This is a genomic window from Pseudomonas sp. GW101-3H06 (assembly GCF_059424605.1).
Genome location: NZ_JBWKZO010000001.1, coordinates 3913284 through 3927502, shown reverse-complemented (window position 1 = coordinate 3927502; position 14219 = coordinate 3913284). Strand labels below are relative to the sequence as shown.

The window sequence follows — 14219 nt, the reverse complement described above, 5'->3', positions numbered from 1 at the left end:
CGATCATGACTCAAGCTATTGGTAAATTGCTGATCGCCAACCGTGGCGAAATTGCCGTGCGGATCATCCGTGCCGCCAAAGCACTGGGAATCCCCACCGTTGCGGCATGCAGCGAGGCGGACGTCGACTCCCAGGCCGCGCGCCTGGCCGACGAGGTACACATCCTCGGCCCGGCCCGCGCGGATAAAAGCTATCTGAACGTCGAGGCATTGCTCGGCGCCTTGAAAACTACCGGTGCCAATGCGGTCCACCCCGGTTACGGCTTTCTGTCGGAGAACGCGGATTTTGCCGAAGCGGTCCTCGCCGCCGGCGCTATTTTCGTCGGGCCGAGCCCCGAGACGATCCGGCGCATGGGCGACAAAGCCGAAGCCCGGCGCACCGCGCAAGCGGCGGGTGTGCCAGTGGTGCCCGGTTCCCCCGGTGAGCTGTTCGACGTCGAGTCGGCGCTCAAGGCGGCCGAGTCCGTTGGCTTTCCGCTGCTGATCAAGGCTTCGGCCGGTGGCGGTGGACGTGGCATCCGCCTGGCGGAAAACGCGCAACAACTGAGTGAAGAGTTCCCCCGTTCCCAGCGCGAAGCCCAGGCGGCATTCGGCAATGGCGCGGTGTACCTGGAACGCTTCATCGGCAAGGCCCGGCACATCGAAGTGCAGGTGTTGGGCGACGGTAAGCACGCGGTGCATTTGTTTGAACGCGAGTGTTCGCTGCAACGTCGTCGGCAGAAAATCTTTGAAGAAGCGCCGTCGCCGGTTCTCAACCCGCAACAGCGCGAAACGCTGTGCGCCAGTGCCGTACGCTTGACCGCAGCCCTGGGCTACAAGGGCGCCGGCACTCTGGAATATCTGTACGACGATGCCACCGGCGAGTTTTTCTTTATCGAGATGAACACGCGGATTCAGGTGGAACATCCGGTCAGCGAACTGATCACCGGCATCGATCTGGTGCAGGCCATGCTGCGTATTGCCGGTGGCGAGCCGCTGGGGTTGCAGCAAAGCGATATCCAGCTCAATGGTGCCGCGCTGCAGATGCGCCTGAATGCCGAAGACCCGGCGCGGGATTTCTTCCCAAGCCCCGGTCTGGTCGAATCGCTGATCTGGCCGCAAGGCGAGGGCGTGCGGGTCGATACTCACCTGTATCAAGGCTACCGGGTGCCGCCTTACTATGACTCGTTGCTGGCCAAGCTGATTGTTCACGGTCGGGATCGCGACGAAGCCTTGGCCCGTGCGCGCCTTGCAGTGGAGCAGACCACGCTCACCGGCATGGCCAGCACCCTGTCGTTGCACGCTGAACTGCTGGAACAACCCTGGCTGCACAGCGCCGACTTCCACACCGGCACCCTGGAAACCTGGCTGGCCGCGCGCCGCAGCGGAGGTGAGGCATGAGCAATCCAATCCGCTACAGCTTTGGCGCCGATGAACATCTGTTTGCCGAAGTCAGCGACAGCATGTCCCTTGAAGCGTTCTTCAAGGGCATGGCCGTGACCCGTGCGGTGGAGCGACTGGCACTGGATGGCGTACTCGATGTGTGCCTGGCCAATGCCTCGTTCCAGATCCGTTTCGACCCGGACCGCATCGCGCCGTCCGACCTGCTCGAAGCGGTGAAAGGCGCAGAAGCCGAGGCGGTTGCCGAGCGCACCTTGCAGACCCGGATCATCGAAATTCCGGTGCTGTACAACGATCCCTGGACCCATGAAACCCTGATGCGTTTTCGTGACCGCCATCAGGATCCGAGCGCCACGGACCTGGAATACGCCGCACGGATCAACGGCCTGGCGGACGTCGAGGCGTTCATCGCCGCCCACAGTGGTGCGCCGTGGTTTGTCTCGATGGTCGGCTTTGTTGCCGGCCTGCCGTTCATGTTCCAGATGGTCGAGCGCGAGCGTCAGTTGCAGGTGCCCAAGTACCTGCGACCGCGCACTGACACGCCTAAATTGACCCTCGGTCATGGGGGTTGCTTCGGCTGCATCTACTCGGTGCGCGGTGCCGGTGGTTATCAGATGTTCGGCGTCACGCCGGCGCCGATCTACGACCCGCAGCAAAACCTGGCGTACCTGAAAGAGCACATGGTGTTCTTCCGTCCGGGTGACATCGTGCAGTTCAAGCCGATGGACCGGGAGGCCTATGACCAGGCCGTGGCCGAGGTCGAAGCCGGGCGCTTCGATCTGCGGATTCGTCCGGTGGAATTCTCGCTGGATGCGTTTCTCGCCGACCCGATCGGCTATCCCAAGTCGCTGCAGGAGGTGCTGGCATGATCAAGGTACTCAAACCCGGTCTCGCCACCTCGGTACAGGACCTGGGCCGTGAAGGGTATTACCACCTGGGCATTCCGCCTTCCGGCGCACTGGATCAATACGCCCTGAGCGCGGCCAACCAACTGGTGGGCAACCCGGCCAATTCGGCGGCGCTGGAATGCACTTTGTTGGGGCCGGAACTGGCGTTCCAGCAAGACGCGTTGGTGGCGGTGTGCGGTGCGCACATGACACCAAAGGTCGATGGTGTGGACATGCATCTCGACACCGCCTTCACAGTCAAGGCCGGGCAAGTGCTGCGCTTCGATTTTCCCAAGGCGGGTGCCCGCGCTTACCTGGCGGTGGCCGGCGGCATCGATGTGCCGATGGTGCTCGGCAGTCGTTCCACTTATGCCCTGGGCGCACTCGGTGGTTTTCAGGGGCGCCGCCTGATTGCCGGAGACGAATTGCCGGTGGGCATCGCCAGCGGCAAGGGCCGCGCCGGGGCCAGCCTGCCCATGGCGTTGCGCCAGTCCCTGGGGGGCGAAATCACCCTGCGCGTGGTGCCGGGGCTGTACTACGACCGTTTGACCCCAGCGGCGGCGGACAGCTTTTTCGCCGAGGCCTGGACCGTCGGCTCGGAGGCGGACCGCATCGGTTATCGCTTCAAGGGCGGCAGCCCGCTGAGCTTTCAGCCCCGTGAGCAGCCGTTCGGTGCCGGTTCCGATCCATCGAACATCGTCGACAGTTGCTACCCGATCGGCTCGATCCAGGTGCCCGCCGGGCTCGAACCCATCGTGCTGCACCGCGATGCGGTATCCGGTGGCGGCTACGCGATGATCGGCACAGTGATCAGCGCCGACCTCGACCTGATCGGCCAGATGCAACCCAACCAGAAGGCCCGCTTCGTCGCGGTGACCTTGGAACAAGCGCTGGAAGCACGACGTTCCTACAAGAAGAAACTCAGCTGCCTGAGCAAGCTGTTCCCTTCCTGATTCTGCCCGCCGCACTGCGCGGGTCATGCCAAACGGTGAGCCAACGCCGCACTTCGGTGCGGTGACGGCTGCCCGCGCTTCAACCTTTGACTGGTTCTGGAGTTCACGCACATGGCTGCTTTATCGCAATCGAGTCAAACCGGGCAAGACCCGGCCAATCATCCCGTCCCCACTGGCGCGCGCATGGGCCGACTGTCGCTGACCATGGCCTGGTGGGCGGTGTGCAGCGCGATGTTCTACATCGTGGTCGGCGCTTCCCTGGCGTTGTCCTATGGCGCGCGCAATGCGCTGATCGGGATGGTGCTGTCGGTGATCAGCTACGGGCTGGTCAACACCGTGCTCAGTCGCTTTGCGATCCGCAGCGGCTTGTCGGTGGCGTTGTTTTCACGGCTGTTGTTCGGCAGCACCGGCGCCTGCCTGGCGACCTTGATCTTCTTCTCGACGGCGATCTACTACGCCGTGTTCGAAGGCTCGGTGATCGCCGTGGCGCTCAATCACCTGTACCCGGAACTGGTCTATCCGCTGGCCGCATTGCTGGTGGTGCTCTACAGCGTGCCGATGATCCTGGGCAGCGTGCAGCACTGGCTGGACAAGCTCAACGGCGTGTTGCTGCCGGTGTATCTGGGTGGCTTGCTGGTGGCGGTGGGGTTGTCGATCAGCCGTTACGGCTACCAGCCGCAATGGCTGGATTTCGGCCCGGCTACCCCCAGCGCCTTCGGCTGGTGGGACTGCTTCGTCGCCTACATGGGCGTGTGGATTCTGATGCTGTTCACCTTCGACTACGCCCGTTTCGGCAAGGCCGAGGACGCTGAATATCACGGCCGCTGGAACTTCGGCATGCCGTTCTACGCGGTGACGTTTTTGCTCAACGGCGCGGCGGGCATCTACCTGGTCAGCAGCATTCCCCACGAAGGCGCGCTCAACGAAGTGTCGGTGGTGATGGCGATTCTGCAGTTGATGGGCCTGTGGGGATTGCTGTTCGTCTGGGCCACACAAACCCGGATCAACACCGCCAATTACTACCTGGCCACCTTGAACATGCAGGCGTTCTTCGCGCGCTTCGGCTTACGGGGTTCGTACCTGATGTGGGCGCTGGCGGTCGGTGTGATTGTCTACGGCCTGATGCTGGCGGATGTGTTTGCGTACTTGCTCAAGGCGTTGGCCTATCAGGGCATTTTCGTGGTGGCCTGGGTTGGCGTGGCCTTGGCGCAGATCGTTTACGGGCGCTATGACGCCGCGGCGCTGGAGCGGGTGGCCGCGTTCAATCCAGTGGGCCTGACAGCATGGTTTGGTGCGACGGCGCTGGGGCTGGCATTGATGTTTGCCGGCAGCGACCTGAGCAGTTTTTCCGCGCCGGCGACGGTGATTGTGGCGTTTGCCTTGCAGGCGGGCTTGTCCCGTCGTAGCCGCTTGCAAGTGGGGTTGGCGCAGTAAACAAGCGTGTTGGCACCTGATTCGTTCAGGTGCCGCATTGCGTTTGTCAAACAGGCGAGAACATCGGCAGGCGCTTGAGCATCCAGTTGAGCAACTCCTGAGCCGGGGCCGCCAGCGGTCGGCCGGATTTCACCAGCAGTTTCGCCTCAACCCCAAGAAACAGCGGATGGTCTACCGCAATGGCTGCCAGGCTGCCCTGGGCGATTTCTCTGTAGGCGGCGAACTCTCCAAGCAACGAGGCGAAGTCCCCGGCGGCAACCAGACGCTTGAGTGCTGCCAGGGAGTTGCTGACCAACACCGGGCGGATCTCGATCTTTTCCGCATACTCGAGCATTTCTATTGCCTGGCCGATGCCGAAGGTGGTGGGCGTCAACACCAACGGGCAGTCGAGAATGTCCGCGACCGTTGCCGGCCCCCCTCGCAATGCCAACGGGTGATCGGGGCGAACCAGCAGCATCACCGGCTGCGATGAAGTTGCGCGAAAGTCGATGTGCGCGTGCAGGGGCGGGTTGTAGGCAAGGCCGATGTGCGCACGGTTTTCGGCGACTTCGTGGAGTACGTCGACGACCGGCAGTGTGTCCAGCGTGACATTGAGTTTCGGGTACGCCTTGCAGAAGGGCGCGAGTACGTTGTCAACCAACGCATCGACATAACCCTCGCTGATGACCACCCGCACATGGCCTTGCTGCAGGCCCTTGATTGCTTGCAACTGGTCTTCGAGCTTCTCCTGATGGGATCGATAACCGCGCCAGAACTCCAGCAAGTGCGCGGCAGCTTCGGTCGGCTGCACACCCCGCGCCTGGCGTTCGAACAGTGTCGCCCCCAGTTCCTCTTCCAGCAGCTTGATCTGGCGCGTAATCACCGATGGCGACGTGTTGATGCTGTCTGCCGCACCACGAATCGAGCCGTGGACCAGCACTTCGTGAAAATACCTCAGGCGTTGTTGGTTTATTTCGCGCATGGCTGACGTCTCTCCGTTATTTCAGCGTTGCTCGTAGAGCAACGATACGCGAACTTAGTTGCTCTTGCTGGGTTTTGGCTGTGGGGGCAACATCCCTGGCACGACCGTAGATCAACAAGAAGAACCGGAGACGTGCATGTCAACCCTCGACACCTCGGCAAGAAGCAGGGCCCTGGCGGCCCTGTACCGCAAGCTCAATTGGCGGCTGCTGCCGCTGCTGTTCATCTGCTATGTGTTCGCGTATCTGGATCGGATTAATGTCGGCTTTGCCAAACTGCAGATGCAGAGTGATCTCGGGCTTTCCGACGCAGCTTATGGCGCGGGCGCGGGCATCTTCTTCCTGGGATATGTGTTGTTTGAACTGCCAAGCAACCTGATGCTGCCACGGGTGGGCGCGCGCAAGACCTTCAGCCGCATCCTGGTGTTGTGGGGCATCACCTCGGCTTGCATGCTCTTTGTACGCGACGTGCCGACCTTCTACATGATGCGATTTCTGCTGGGTGTGTTCGAAGCGGGTTTTGCCCCGGGCATGATCTATTACCTGTCGTGCTGGTACGGCCCGACTCGGATGGCCCGCGCCATCGCCATCGTATTTATCGCCGGCCCCGTAGGCGGCATTATCGGTGGCCCGCTGTCCGCGTGGCTGATCACCACGTTGGCCGGTGTGGGCGGCATGACCGGGTGGCAGTGGATGTTTCTGCTTGAAGGCCTTCCTTGCGTGTTCCTCGGCATCCTTGCGTACTTCGTGCTTGCCAATCGACCGTCGGAAGCCAGTTGGCTGAATGCCGAGGAAAAGCATCTGCTGGAGGCTGAACTGGGGACATCGACGAGCCAGGTCCATTCGTTCCGGGCCGTGCTGCGCGACCCGAAAACCTACATCCTGGCGTCGGCCTACTTCTGCATCATCTTTTCGATCTACGCCATGAGCTTCTGGCTGCCGGCCATTCTCAAGGCCCAAGGGGTCAATGACACCATGCAGTTGGGTTGGTACGCCGCCATTCCCTACATAGGCGCCGCCATTGGCATGTACCTGATTGGTCGCCGTTCCGACCGGCTCGGAGAGCGCCGCTACCACTGCGCGGTACCGGCGGGCATCGCCGCCTTGTGCCTGCTGATGTTCCCTTTTGCACAAGGGCATGTCCTGGTGTCGCTGGCGCTGCTGACCGGGGCGACAGCGACGATCTTCATGGCGTATACCGTGTTCTGGGCCATGCCCTCGGAACACATCAAGGGCGAGGCGGCGGCGGGAGGCATTGCCTTCATCAACACCATCGGCCTGTGCGGCGGCTTCTGGGGGCCGGCGGTCATTGGTTGGGCAAAAACCGCCACCGGAGACATGAACCTCGGCATCGTCGTCGTCGGCTGCGCCTCCCTGTGCGCGGTACTTATCATCACGCTGAACAGGTCACTATCGACTGCACGCATCGCGCCTCAATACAGCGCAGGCTGATCAGTCACCTTGAACCCTGAAATCGAACCGTCGAGTTCTGCAAGCAACCCCCCAAAGGAGAGCACTTCCATGCTTCTACATCTGTCGACCTGGGCCGAGATCGGCCAGTTTCTTGAACGCAGCCGCACCATCGTGATTCCCATCGGTTCGAATGAACAGCACGGCCCGACCGGCCTGTTGGGCACTGATTGGATGTGTCCGCAAATCATTGCCCACGAAGCTCAGAGCCAGGCCGATATCCTGATCGCGCCGACCTTCAACATCGGCATGGCGCAACACCATCTCGGCTTCCCGGGCACCATTTCATTGCGCCCTTCAACCTTCATCGCCGCCATTGGCGACTGGGTGCGATCGCTGGCCGCGCACGGCTTTGAAAAGATCCTGTTTCTCAATGGCCACGGCGGCAACGTTGCATCGATTGAAGCGGCATTCTCGGAGCTTTACGCCGAAGCGAGTTTCGCCCGACGCCCAGCGGGGTTCGCGCTGAAGCTGTGCAACTGGTGGGATCTGGAAGGGGTCAATGAGCTTGCCAAGCAACAGTTCCCGACGGGGCACGGTGTGCATGCAACGCCTTCGGAAATCGCCGTCACCCAGTGGGCCTATCCTGACTCGATCAAGTCGGCGGGCTATTCGCCGCAGATCGCTAACTGGGGGCCCATCCGCGAAGCCCAGGATTTCCGCGCACGCCATCCGGACGGGCGCATGGGCTCGGACCCGGCGCAGGCGACAGCGGAAAAAGGCCGGGCATTGGTGATGATGGCCGCTCAGGGCCTGGTGCAAGAGGTGGAGGCCTTCAGCCGGGAATCGATCCCGGGCTGAAGGCTTGATCAGATCATCCGGACCCATTGCGAGCGCCCGTCCCAGGGCGCTCTTTGTCAGTCGGTGGTCAAAGCATGATCTCAGTTACCGAGCCTTTGGCTTTAATTGATAATTCGCACAGTCGTACCTGCCGGTACGCTTGAAAAGAACTCTTCGATATCGTGGTTGTACATGCGAAAGCAACCATGACTGGTACGTGTGCCGATGCCGAATTTCTTGTTTGAACCATGGATAAGGTAGGTCGACTGCCCCAAACGTATTTTATAGGGGCCAAGGGGATTGTCTGGCCCGGGGGGACACGGCTCGGCAATGGATCCCCGTCCGCCGCATGCTGGGTTCGTGAAGAGCACGATACTCAGTGATCACTACTCAGAGGGCAAACGCATAATGTTCATGGTGTCTAGTTGAAAAACGAATCAATCCAGGGCGCTGAGCCTTCATTGCCATCGCCTAAGGGAGAGTCCCACGAAGGGGAAGAATTCGGCTGTTCATGTATTCTGAGATCACATTCTTGGGCAAGGTCTGGGGTTCTGCATGAAAGTCGGCGTGATCTCCGATACCCACGGTGTGCTCCGTGCCGAAGCCCTTGCCGCTCTGGCGGGTTGTGAACGGATCATCCACGCCGGCGACATCGGCAAACCGCAAATCCTCGATCAACTGGCCGCCATTGCCGCGCTGCATGTGGTGCGCGGGAACAATGATCTGCAGGCTGCATGGGCTGGGCATCTGGCCGACCACCAACGCTTCGACCTCAACGGATGGCCGACCCTGCTGGTTCATGACATGGCGGATGTCCCGGCGTTGCTGGAGACGGGCACCCGGCTGGTGATCACCGGTCATTCCCATAAGCCCTGCGTGGAATGGCGCGGCGAACGGCTCTACCTTAATCCGGGCAGCGCGGGTCCGCGGCGATTCAAATTGCCGGTGACACTGGCGTTGCTCGAAGTGCATGAACACACAATCGAGCCGCGCCTGCTTTCGCTGCTGGAATGAGCTTCTCCACGTCACTATCAGTTTCTGCACTCCGCCAATACCACTTGGCAGGTATCGGGCGTACCGCCGGATCGGCCGGCATAGCGTATGCAGTTGTTCAGGGACTTTTGCCGGGCGATGCTCAAGGTGACGCCCCACGCCAGGCCACCTTCGCCAACCGTGGGCAGGGCTTTTGCGTAGCAGTTGGAGCCTATGCTCGGGCTCGCATATTGAGGGGGAGGCTTGTCTGCGCATCCCGCTATCAGCGCCAGGTTGATCGCGAGCAGGGAAGGCAGGACCCATGACGAGCATTGACGCGCTGTTATTCCGGTCATCCCGTTTCCCCCGGAGCAAGAGGCTGGAGACGTATTGCTGATCGTGTTCTGTTCAGATTAGTCGCTGTTGCGTCTGTCCTTGGGTCGGTTTGGCGGAATCAAGTCCGTACTTATACCGTGACAGGCCCAAACCAGTGGACCCGCCAGTACGGCGGGTCCGAAGGGATCAGAGTTTCGGCAACTGCCCGATGCGTCCCATCATCTCGGTTACGATCTGCAGGTCCAGCAGGAACTGCTCTGTGGTCTTGAACTCGTTGTCGTTGTGGCCGGTGTATTTGACGTCGGGCATGGCCAGGCCGAATTGCACACCGTTGGGCAGTTCATGCACCGAGGTGGCCCCGGCGGAGGTGCCGAACTTGTGTTCCATGCCGAGGTTTTCGCTGGCCACGGCGAGCAGGGCCTTGACCCATTCGCCTTCGGGGTTGCGATACATCGGTTCGGCGATCGAGTAGTCGAAGGTCGGCGCGATGTGAGTTTTCTTGCTCCAGGCGTCCAGCTTTGTGGCGATTTGCGATTTGAGCGTTTCCGGCGACTTGCCCTTCGGCACGCGCAGGTTGACCGCGAGTTTGAAGGCTTTGTCATCCATCCCGACATAAGTCAGGGAGGTGGTCAGCGGGCCCATGAATTCATCGGAAAAACCGACGCCCAGTTTGCCTCCCAGGTAATCCAGCCCCCAGTTGTCGGCGGCGTAGCGGGCGGCGTCAGTGATCGCGTTCTGTTTGAGTGCGACCTTGCCGTCGAGGCCATTGATGAAGTCCAGCATCCTGGCCACCGGGTTGACGCCGGACTCGGGCTCGGAGGAGTGGGCGGAAACGCCGGTGACCGTCAGTTTGACGTCCTTGCCGTCGACCTTGGCGTCTACGGTGAAGTTGCCGCCATTGCGCCTGGCGTAATCGGCACCGGCCTTTTGCAGGCTGGCGGCGAGTTCGGCGGGCTTGTCAGTCACCAGGGTGACGACCGAAGTCGACGGAATCTGGTTGGTGGCCAAGCCGCCGGTCATCGAGGTGAGTTCTGCGCCCTGGCCTTGCGCAGTATGCCGGGCAAAGCTGGCCATGACGGTGCCGTAGCCTTTCTCGGCGATCACCACCGGGTAGCCGCCGTCCAGCGCCAGGTTGTAGTTGGGGGTCGGGTTGCGTTCGAAGTAGTACGGGATGGCATCGCCCGTGGTTTCCTCGGTGGTGTCGACCAGCAGTTTGAAGTTCCGGGCCAACGGCAGCTTTTCTTCCTTAATGATCTTCATGGCGTAGAGCGACACGACGATACCGTTCTTGTCATCCTCGGTGCCCCGGCCATACAGGCGGTCGCCGACCAGGGTGACTTTGAACGGATCAAGTTTGGTGCCGTCCTGCAGCACCCAGTTCTGCGGCGTTACAGGCACCACATCGGCATGGGCGTGAATGCCGACCACTTCATCGCCAGTGCCTTCGAGGGAAATTTCATAGACGCGGTTGTCGATGTTGCGAAAGTTCAGGTTAAACGCCTGGGCCAGGCCCTTGATCTTGTCGGCGATCTTGATGAACTCGGGGTTTTCGTGTTGGGCCACGCCGTCCACGCGGAACGTCGGGATGGCCACCAGCTCGCGCAGGGTCTCGGTGGCGGCGTTGCCGTATTTCACCCGCGCATAAAGCCCCAGCAGGCGATGGATTTCGTTTTGCTGCTCGGGGGAAAGCGTCTTGTTGTCGAGGAAGGCATTGATGGCCGGACCGATGTCGCTGGTTTTGGCAACGTCGCTCTTGGTCAGGCGCTGCAGGAACTGCCTGAAATCCGTGACCGATGCATCGCTGAAGGACTTTAGGATGATCGCGCTCTGTTGCGCGGTGATGTTGGCGTGCGCAGTGGTGGTGAACGACGACAGGCTGGCGAGCATCAGGGTGGCCGCAGCCAGGTGCTTGAGTGAAAAATCCATTGTTGGGGGCATTCCTTTGCAGGCGGGTTGTAGGAAATATCTGATCGATTAATCAGAAACATTTCGAAACTACCACCAAGAGTGTGTGAAGCGGGAGTCCTTGATGTTGGATCTGTCGCACAAAAATGCGAATGCGGCGCAGAAACGAAAAAACTGCGAGCAATGCGTTTATCCAGCAGGTACGCGTCATCGTTGACGACCATCGCGGGCAAGCTCGCTCCTACAGGTTTCAAACACCTTTGGTCGACGGCAACAAAATCGTCAAAACCCCCAACAACGGCAAATACGAACAAAGCGCATACACATACTCAATGCCGTGAATATCCGCCAAATGCCCCAGCAACGCAGCGCCAATACCGCCAAAGCCGAACATCAGTCCGAAGAAAACGCCGGCGATCATGCCGACGTTGCCCGGTACCAGTTCCTGGGCGAAGACCACGATGGCGGAGAATGCCGAGGCGAGGATGAAGCCGATGACCATGCTCAGCACGCCGGTCCAGAACAGGTCGACGTAGGGCAGGGCCAGGGTGAAGGGGGCGGCGCCGAGGATGGAAAACCAGATCACCTTCTTGCGTCCGATCCTGTCGCCGATGGGGCCGCCGAAGAACGTACCCGCAGCAACAGAACCGAGAAACAGGAACAGGTACAGCTGAGAGCTGGCGACTGACAGGTCGAATTTTTCGATCAGGTAGAAGGTGAAGTAGCTGGTGAAACTGGCCATGTAGAAGTACTTGGAGAACACCAGCAGCGCCAGCACCGCCAGGGCGAAGGTCACCCGTTGCTTCGAAAGGCCATGGGTGGCTTTGCTGCCTTGCTTGAGCTTGAACAGGTTCAGATGACTGCGATACCAGCGACTGAGGCCAAACAGGATCAGGATGGCAAACACTGCGAACAAGCCGAACCAGGCCACATTACCCTGACCGTAAGGAATGATGATCGCCGCCGCCAGCAAGGGGCCGAAGGCGCTGCCGGCGTTGCCACCGACCTGGAAGGTCGACTGTGCCAGGCCGAAGCGACCGCCCGAAGCCAGACGCGCCACCCGTGAGGTTTCCGGGTGAAAGGTCGAGGAACCAATGCCCACCAGCGCCGAGGCCACAAGAATCGCCGGGAAGCTGCCAACAAAGGCCAGCATCAGGATGCCGATCAGGGTGCAGACCATCCCGGCGGGCAGCAGCCAGGGTTTGGGGTGCCGGTCGGTGTGGTAACCGACCCAGGGTTGCAGCAGCGAAGCGGTGAGCTGGAAGGTCAATGTGATCAGGCCTACCTGGGTAAAGGTCAGGCCGTAGTTGGCCTTGAGCATCGGGTAGATCGAAGGCAACACGGCCTGAATCAGGTCATTGATCAGGTGCGCCAACGCGCAGGCACCGATCACGCGCATGACCAGGGGGCTGGTCTGGCCGGCCACCGAGGCGGTGGCGCAAGGGGTCGTCATTGAGGACATCGCACATCATCCAGGCTGGGAAAGAGGGGCATTGCGGAAACCTGGCGCTATGCTAGATTTCGCGAAATTGCCTGTCTCGCGCAATTCGGGCGGCTACTTTCGCAAAAGAGGCATCATGGTCAAATCGCTGGAAACATTTCTGGTCGAAATGGACGAAGTCGCCTGGGCGGTCTGCACCAGTGCGACCGATTACCCGGAAGACTGGATCATCGAACCTCACAGCCACGCCAAGCACCAGTTGATCTACGCCATCGAGGGCGTGATGGTCGTGCATTCGGGGCTGAGCCAATGGACGGTTCCACCGAGCCGAGGGATCTGGATGCCCAGCGGGCATGTGCACTCGATTCGCTGCGTCGGCCCATTGAAGATGCGCAGCGTCTTCGTGCGGCCGGATCAATTTCCCGAGCTGCCGGACGAAACCCGGGCCGTGAGCATTTCCGCGCTGCTGAGCGAGTTGATCAAGACCTCGGTGACCATCGCGGCACCCATGGACGAGGATTCGCGTGAAGCCAGGATCATGCGTTTGATCGTGGACGAACTCACCCTCCTGCCGACCTTGCCCCTGCACCTGCCGCAACCGGCGGATGAACGAATCCAGGCGATCTGTTCGGCCCTGCAACAGGACCCGGGGGATGGATCGACGCTGGCGGACTGGAGCGCTCGGCTGCGCCTGGATGCGAAGACCATCCAGCGCCTGTTTCACAAGGACACCGGCATGACCTTCGGCCAGTGGCGCCAACAGGCTCGCTTGTTGTTGGCGCTGGAGCGTATTGCGGTCGGCGAGAAGATCATCGACGTGGCGGGCGCCTTGGGCTACGACAGCCCCAGCGCGTTTACCACCATGTTCAAAAAGCAGTTCGGGACGACGCCGAGTCATTTTTTCAGGTGAGTGATGGGCCCAGCTCAATCACCAATGCATCGTCGAATGCGGGGTTCTCGTTCACACCATTTTTCGCATAGCCCCGGGGGTTGCACACCACGCGGGTATTGCCCACCCGATAGTCAAAACTGCCATGGGTATGCCCATGCAACCACAGCGCCGGCTGCCATTTTCTGATCCGTTCTTCGAGGTCCGAAACGAAACTCGGGTTGATCGGCGAACCGGCAAACATCGGGCTGATGCTCGACCGGGTCGGTGCGAAATGAGAGATCACCACCGTCGGCGTCGTACTGTCCCGGGCGAAGCAGTCGTCCAGCCAGGCGACGGTCTGCAGAAAAATAAGCTGGGAAACCGCCGGGGTGAACAGGTCCGGAAAGTCCGGCGAAATTTTGATATGGCTGAAGTCGCGAATGAGCTGCGTCGCCAGATCGATACTCTGGGTCCGAGCCTGCGCATCGTCGAACAGTCGGTAGTCCGACCACAGGGTGCAGCCCAGGAAACGCACGCCGTCCTGGACATATTCCGAGCGTTCCAGCACCTGTATCCCAGTGCCTTGGGACAAGCTGTTCAGCTGTTCGTAGGTCGAGATCAGGTCACTGCCATAGAACTCGTGATTGCCGGCCACGTACAGGATCGGAGCCGGGCAGGTTCTGGCCCACTCAATAGCCCTGGCCGGCCGGGCAATGTCCCCTGCCAGCACGACGATATCGGCATCCACGTCGGGAAACGGTATGGCGTTGACGGACAAGTGGATATCGGACAGCAAGGCGATGCGCATGGATCAATTCCCTCTGTGTTGAAT

13 protein-coding genes and 1 pseudogene are annotated in these 14219 nt (G+C 60.8%); 8 read left to right on the top strand and 6 right to left on the bottom strand.

The window, feature by feature from the left end; translation table 11 throughout:
• Window positions 1-5: 5 nt before the first annotated feature.
• From AC07ZE_RS17870 to AC07ZE_RS17855, 4 genes are all read left to right on the top strand, one after another.
• The gene (locus tag AC07ZE_RS17870; protein ID WP_207266004.1) at window positions 6-1379 is read left to right on the top strand and encodes an acetyl-CoA carboxylase biotin carboxylase subunit; all 1374 of its coding nucleotides are present in this window, start codon (window positions 6-8) and stop codon (window positions 1377-1379) included.
• Complete coding sequence (locus tag AC07ZE_RS17865; protein WP_095196091.1) at window positions 1376-2248, top strand: 5-oxoprolinase subunit B family protein; 873 nt, start codon at window positions 1376-1378, stop codon at window positions 2246-2248. The genes AC07ZE_RS17870 and AC07ZE_RS17865 overlap by 4 nt, the downstream gene beginning before the upstream one ends.
• Window positions 2245-3219, top strand: coding sequence for a 5-oxoprolinase subunit C family protein (locus tag AC07ZE_RS17860; RefSeq protein ID WP_207266003.1), 975 nt, complete (start codon window positions 2245-2247; stop codon window positions 3217-3219). Before AC07ZE_RS17865 ends, AC07ZE_RS17860 begins: the two co-directional genes overlap by 4 nt.
• Before the next feature lie 111 nt (window positions 3220-3330).
• Window positions 3331-4653 carry a purine-cytosine permease family protein gene (locus tag AC07ZE_RS17855; RefSeq protein ID WP_207266002.1) on the top strand — a complete coding sequence of 441 codons (1323 nt, stop codon included), beginning with the start codon at window positions 3331-3333 and terminating at the stop codon, window positions 4651-4653.
• 46 nt (window positions 4654-4699) lie between these two features.
• Here the strand turns inward: AC07ZE_RS17855 and AC07ZE_RS17850 are convergent, their stop codons facing one another.
• Window positions 4700-5614, bottom strand: a complete 915-nt coding sequence (locus AC07ZE_RS17850) for a LysR family transcriptional regulator (protein WP_207266001.1) — start codon at window positions 5612-5614, stop codon at window positions 4700-4702.
• A gap of 136 nt (window positions 5615-5750) precedes the next feature.
• Here AC07ZE_RS17850 and AC07ZE_RS17845 point away from each other — a divergent pair, with 136 nt between their 5' ends.
• Together AC07ZE_RS17845 and AC07ZE_RS17840 are read left to right on the top strand one after the other, a co-directional pair.
• Entirely contained in the window at window positions 5751-7064 is a 1314-nt protein-coding gene (locus tag AC07ZE_RS17845; RefSeq protein ID WP_207266000.1) for an MFS transporter, read from the top strand.
• 69 nt (window positions 7065-7133) lie between these two features.
• Entirely contained in the window at window positions 7134-7883 is a 750-nt protein-coding gene (locus AC07ZE_RS17840) for a creatininase family protein (RefSeq protein WP_207265999.1), read from the top strand.
• Window positions 7884-7987: 104 nt separating this feature from the next.
• Here the strand turns inward: AC07ZE_RS17840 and AC07ZE_RS17835 are convergent.
• Window positions 7988-8229: pseudogene (locus AC07ZE_RS17835) on the bottom strand (L,D-transpeptidase family protein); the annotation flags it as partial.
• A gap of 188 nt (window positions 8230-8417) precedes the next feature.
• Between AC07ZE_RS17835 and AC07ZE_RS17830 the strand changes: the two are divergent.
• Entirely contained in the window at window positions 8418-8876 is a 459-nt protein-coding gene (locus tag AC07ZE_RS17830; RefSeq protein WP_207265998.1) for a metallophosphoesterase family protein, read from the top strand.
• 17 nt (window positions 8877-8893) lie between these two features.
• Here AC07ZE_RS17830 and AC07ZE_RS17825 read toward each other — a convergent pair whose 3' ends face one another.
• The 3 genes from AC07ZE_RS17825 to AC07ZE_RS17815 all read right to left on the bottom strand — a co-directional run bounded on the left by AC07ZE_RS17825 (window position 8894) and on the right by AC07ZE_RS17815 (window position 12537).
• Window positions 8894-9190: a hypothetical protein gene (locus AC07ZE_RS17825; protein WP_207265997.1), complete on the bottom strand. Its 297-nt coding sequence runs from the start codon at window positions 9188-9190 to the stop codon at window positions 8894-8896.
• Window positions 9191-9356: 166 nt separating this feature from the next.
• Complete coding sequence (locus AC07ZE_RS17820) at window positions 9357-11096, bottom strand: dipeptidase (RefSeq protein ID WP_207265996.1); 1740 nt, start codon at window positions 11094-11096, stop codon at window positions 9357-9359.
• 229 nt (window positions 11097-11325) lie between these two features.
• Window positions 11326-12537 (bottom strand): MFS transporter, encoded by a 1212-nt coding sequence (locus AC07ZE_RS17815; RefSeq protein WP_095196117.1) that lies wholly within the window; start codon window positions 12535-12537, stop codon window positions 11326-11328.
• 115 nt (window positions 12538-12652) lie between these two features.
• Here AC07ZE_RS17815 and AC07ZE_RS17810 point away from each other — a divergent pair, with 115 nt between their 5' ends.
• On the top strand, window positions 12653-13426 hold the full coding sequence (locus AC07ZE_RS17810; RefSeq protein ID WP_207265995.1) for an AraC family transcriptional regulator: 774 nt from the start codon (window positions 12653-12655) through the stop codon (window positions 13424-13426).
• On the opposite strand, the gene AC07ZE_RS17805 is transcribed toward AC07ZE_RS17810, so the two are convergent.
• A complete protein-coding gene (locus AC07ZE_RS17805; protein WP_207265994.1) occupies window positions 13419-14195 on the bottom strand; it encodes a metallophosphoesterase in 777 nt (258 codons plus the stop codon). The two genes, AC07ZE_RS17810 and AC07ZE_RS17805, sit on opposite strands and share 8 nt — an antisense overlap.
• Window positions 14196-14219 lie beyond the last annotated feature (24 nt).

Coding starts and splice junctions, on each gene's coding strand:
- AC07ZE_RS17870 (WP_207266004.1), top strand. CDS start 6: ATGACTCAAGCTATTGGTAAATTGCTGATCGCCAACCGTGGCGAAATT.
- AC07ZE_RS17865 (WP_095196091.1), top strand. CDS start 1,376: ATGAGCAATCCAATCCGCTACAGCTTTGGCGCCGATGAACATCTGTTT.
- AC07ZE_RS17860 (WP_207266003.1), top strand. CDS start 2,245: ATGATCAAGGTACTCAAACCCGGTCTCGCCACCTCGGTACAGGACCTG.
- AC07ZE_RS17855 (WP_207266002.1), top strand. CDS start 3,331: ATGGCTGCTTTATCGCAATCGAGTCAAACCGGGCAAGACCCGGCCAAT.
- AC07ZE_RS17850 (WP_207266001.1), bottom strand. CDS start 5,614: ATGCGCGAAATAAACCAACAACGCCTGAGGTATTTTCACGAAGTGCTG.
- AC07ZE_RS17845 (WP_207266000.1), top strand. CDS start 5,751: ATGTCAACCCTCGACACCTCGGCAAGAAGCAGGGCCCTGGCGGCCCTG.
- AC07ZE_RS17840 (WP_207265999.1), top strand. CDS start 7,134: ATGCTTCTACATCTGTCGACCTGGGCCGAGATCGGCCAGTTTCTTGAA.
- AC07ZE_RS17830 (WP_207265998.1), top strand. CDS start 8,418: ATGAAAGTCGGCGTGATCTCCGATACCCACGGTGTGCTCCGTGCCGAA.
- AC07ZE_RS17825 (WP_207265997.1), bottom strand. CDS start 9,190: ATGACCGGAATAACAGCGCGTCAATGCTCGTCATGGGTCCTGCCTTCC.
- AC07ZE_RS17820 (WP_207265996.1), bottom strand. CDS start 11,096: ATGGATTTTTCACTCAAGCACCTGGCTGCGGCCACCCTGATGCTCGCC.
- AC07ZE_RS17815 (WP_095196117.1), bottom strand. CDS start 12,537: ATGTCCTCAATGACGACCCCTTGCGCCACCGCCTCGGTGGCCGGCCAG.
- AC07ZE_RS17810 (WP_207265995.1), top strand. CDS start 12,653: ATGGTCAAATCGCTGGAAACATTTCTGGTCGAAATGGACGAAGTCGCC.
- AC07ZE_RS17805 (WP_207265994.1), bottom strand. CDS start 14,195: ATGCGCATCGCCTTGCTGTCCGATATCCACTTGTCCGTCAACGCCATA.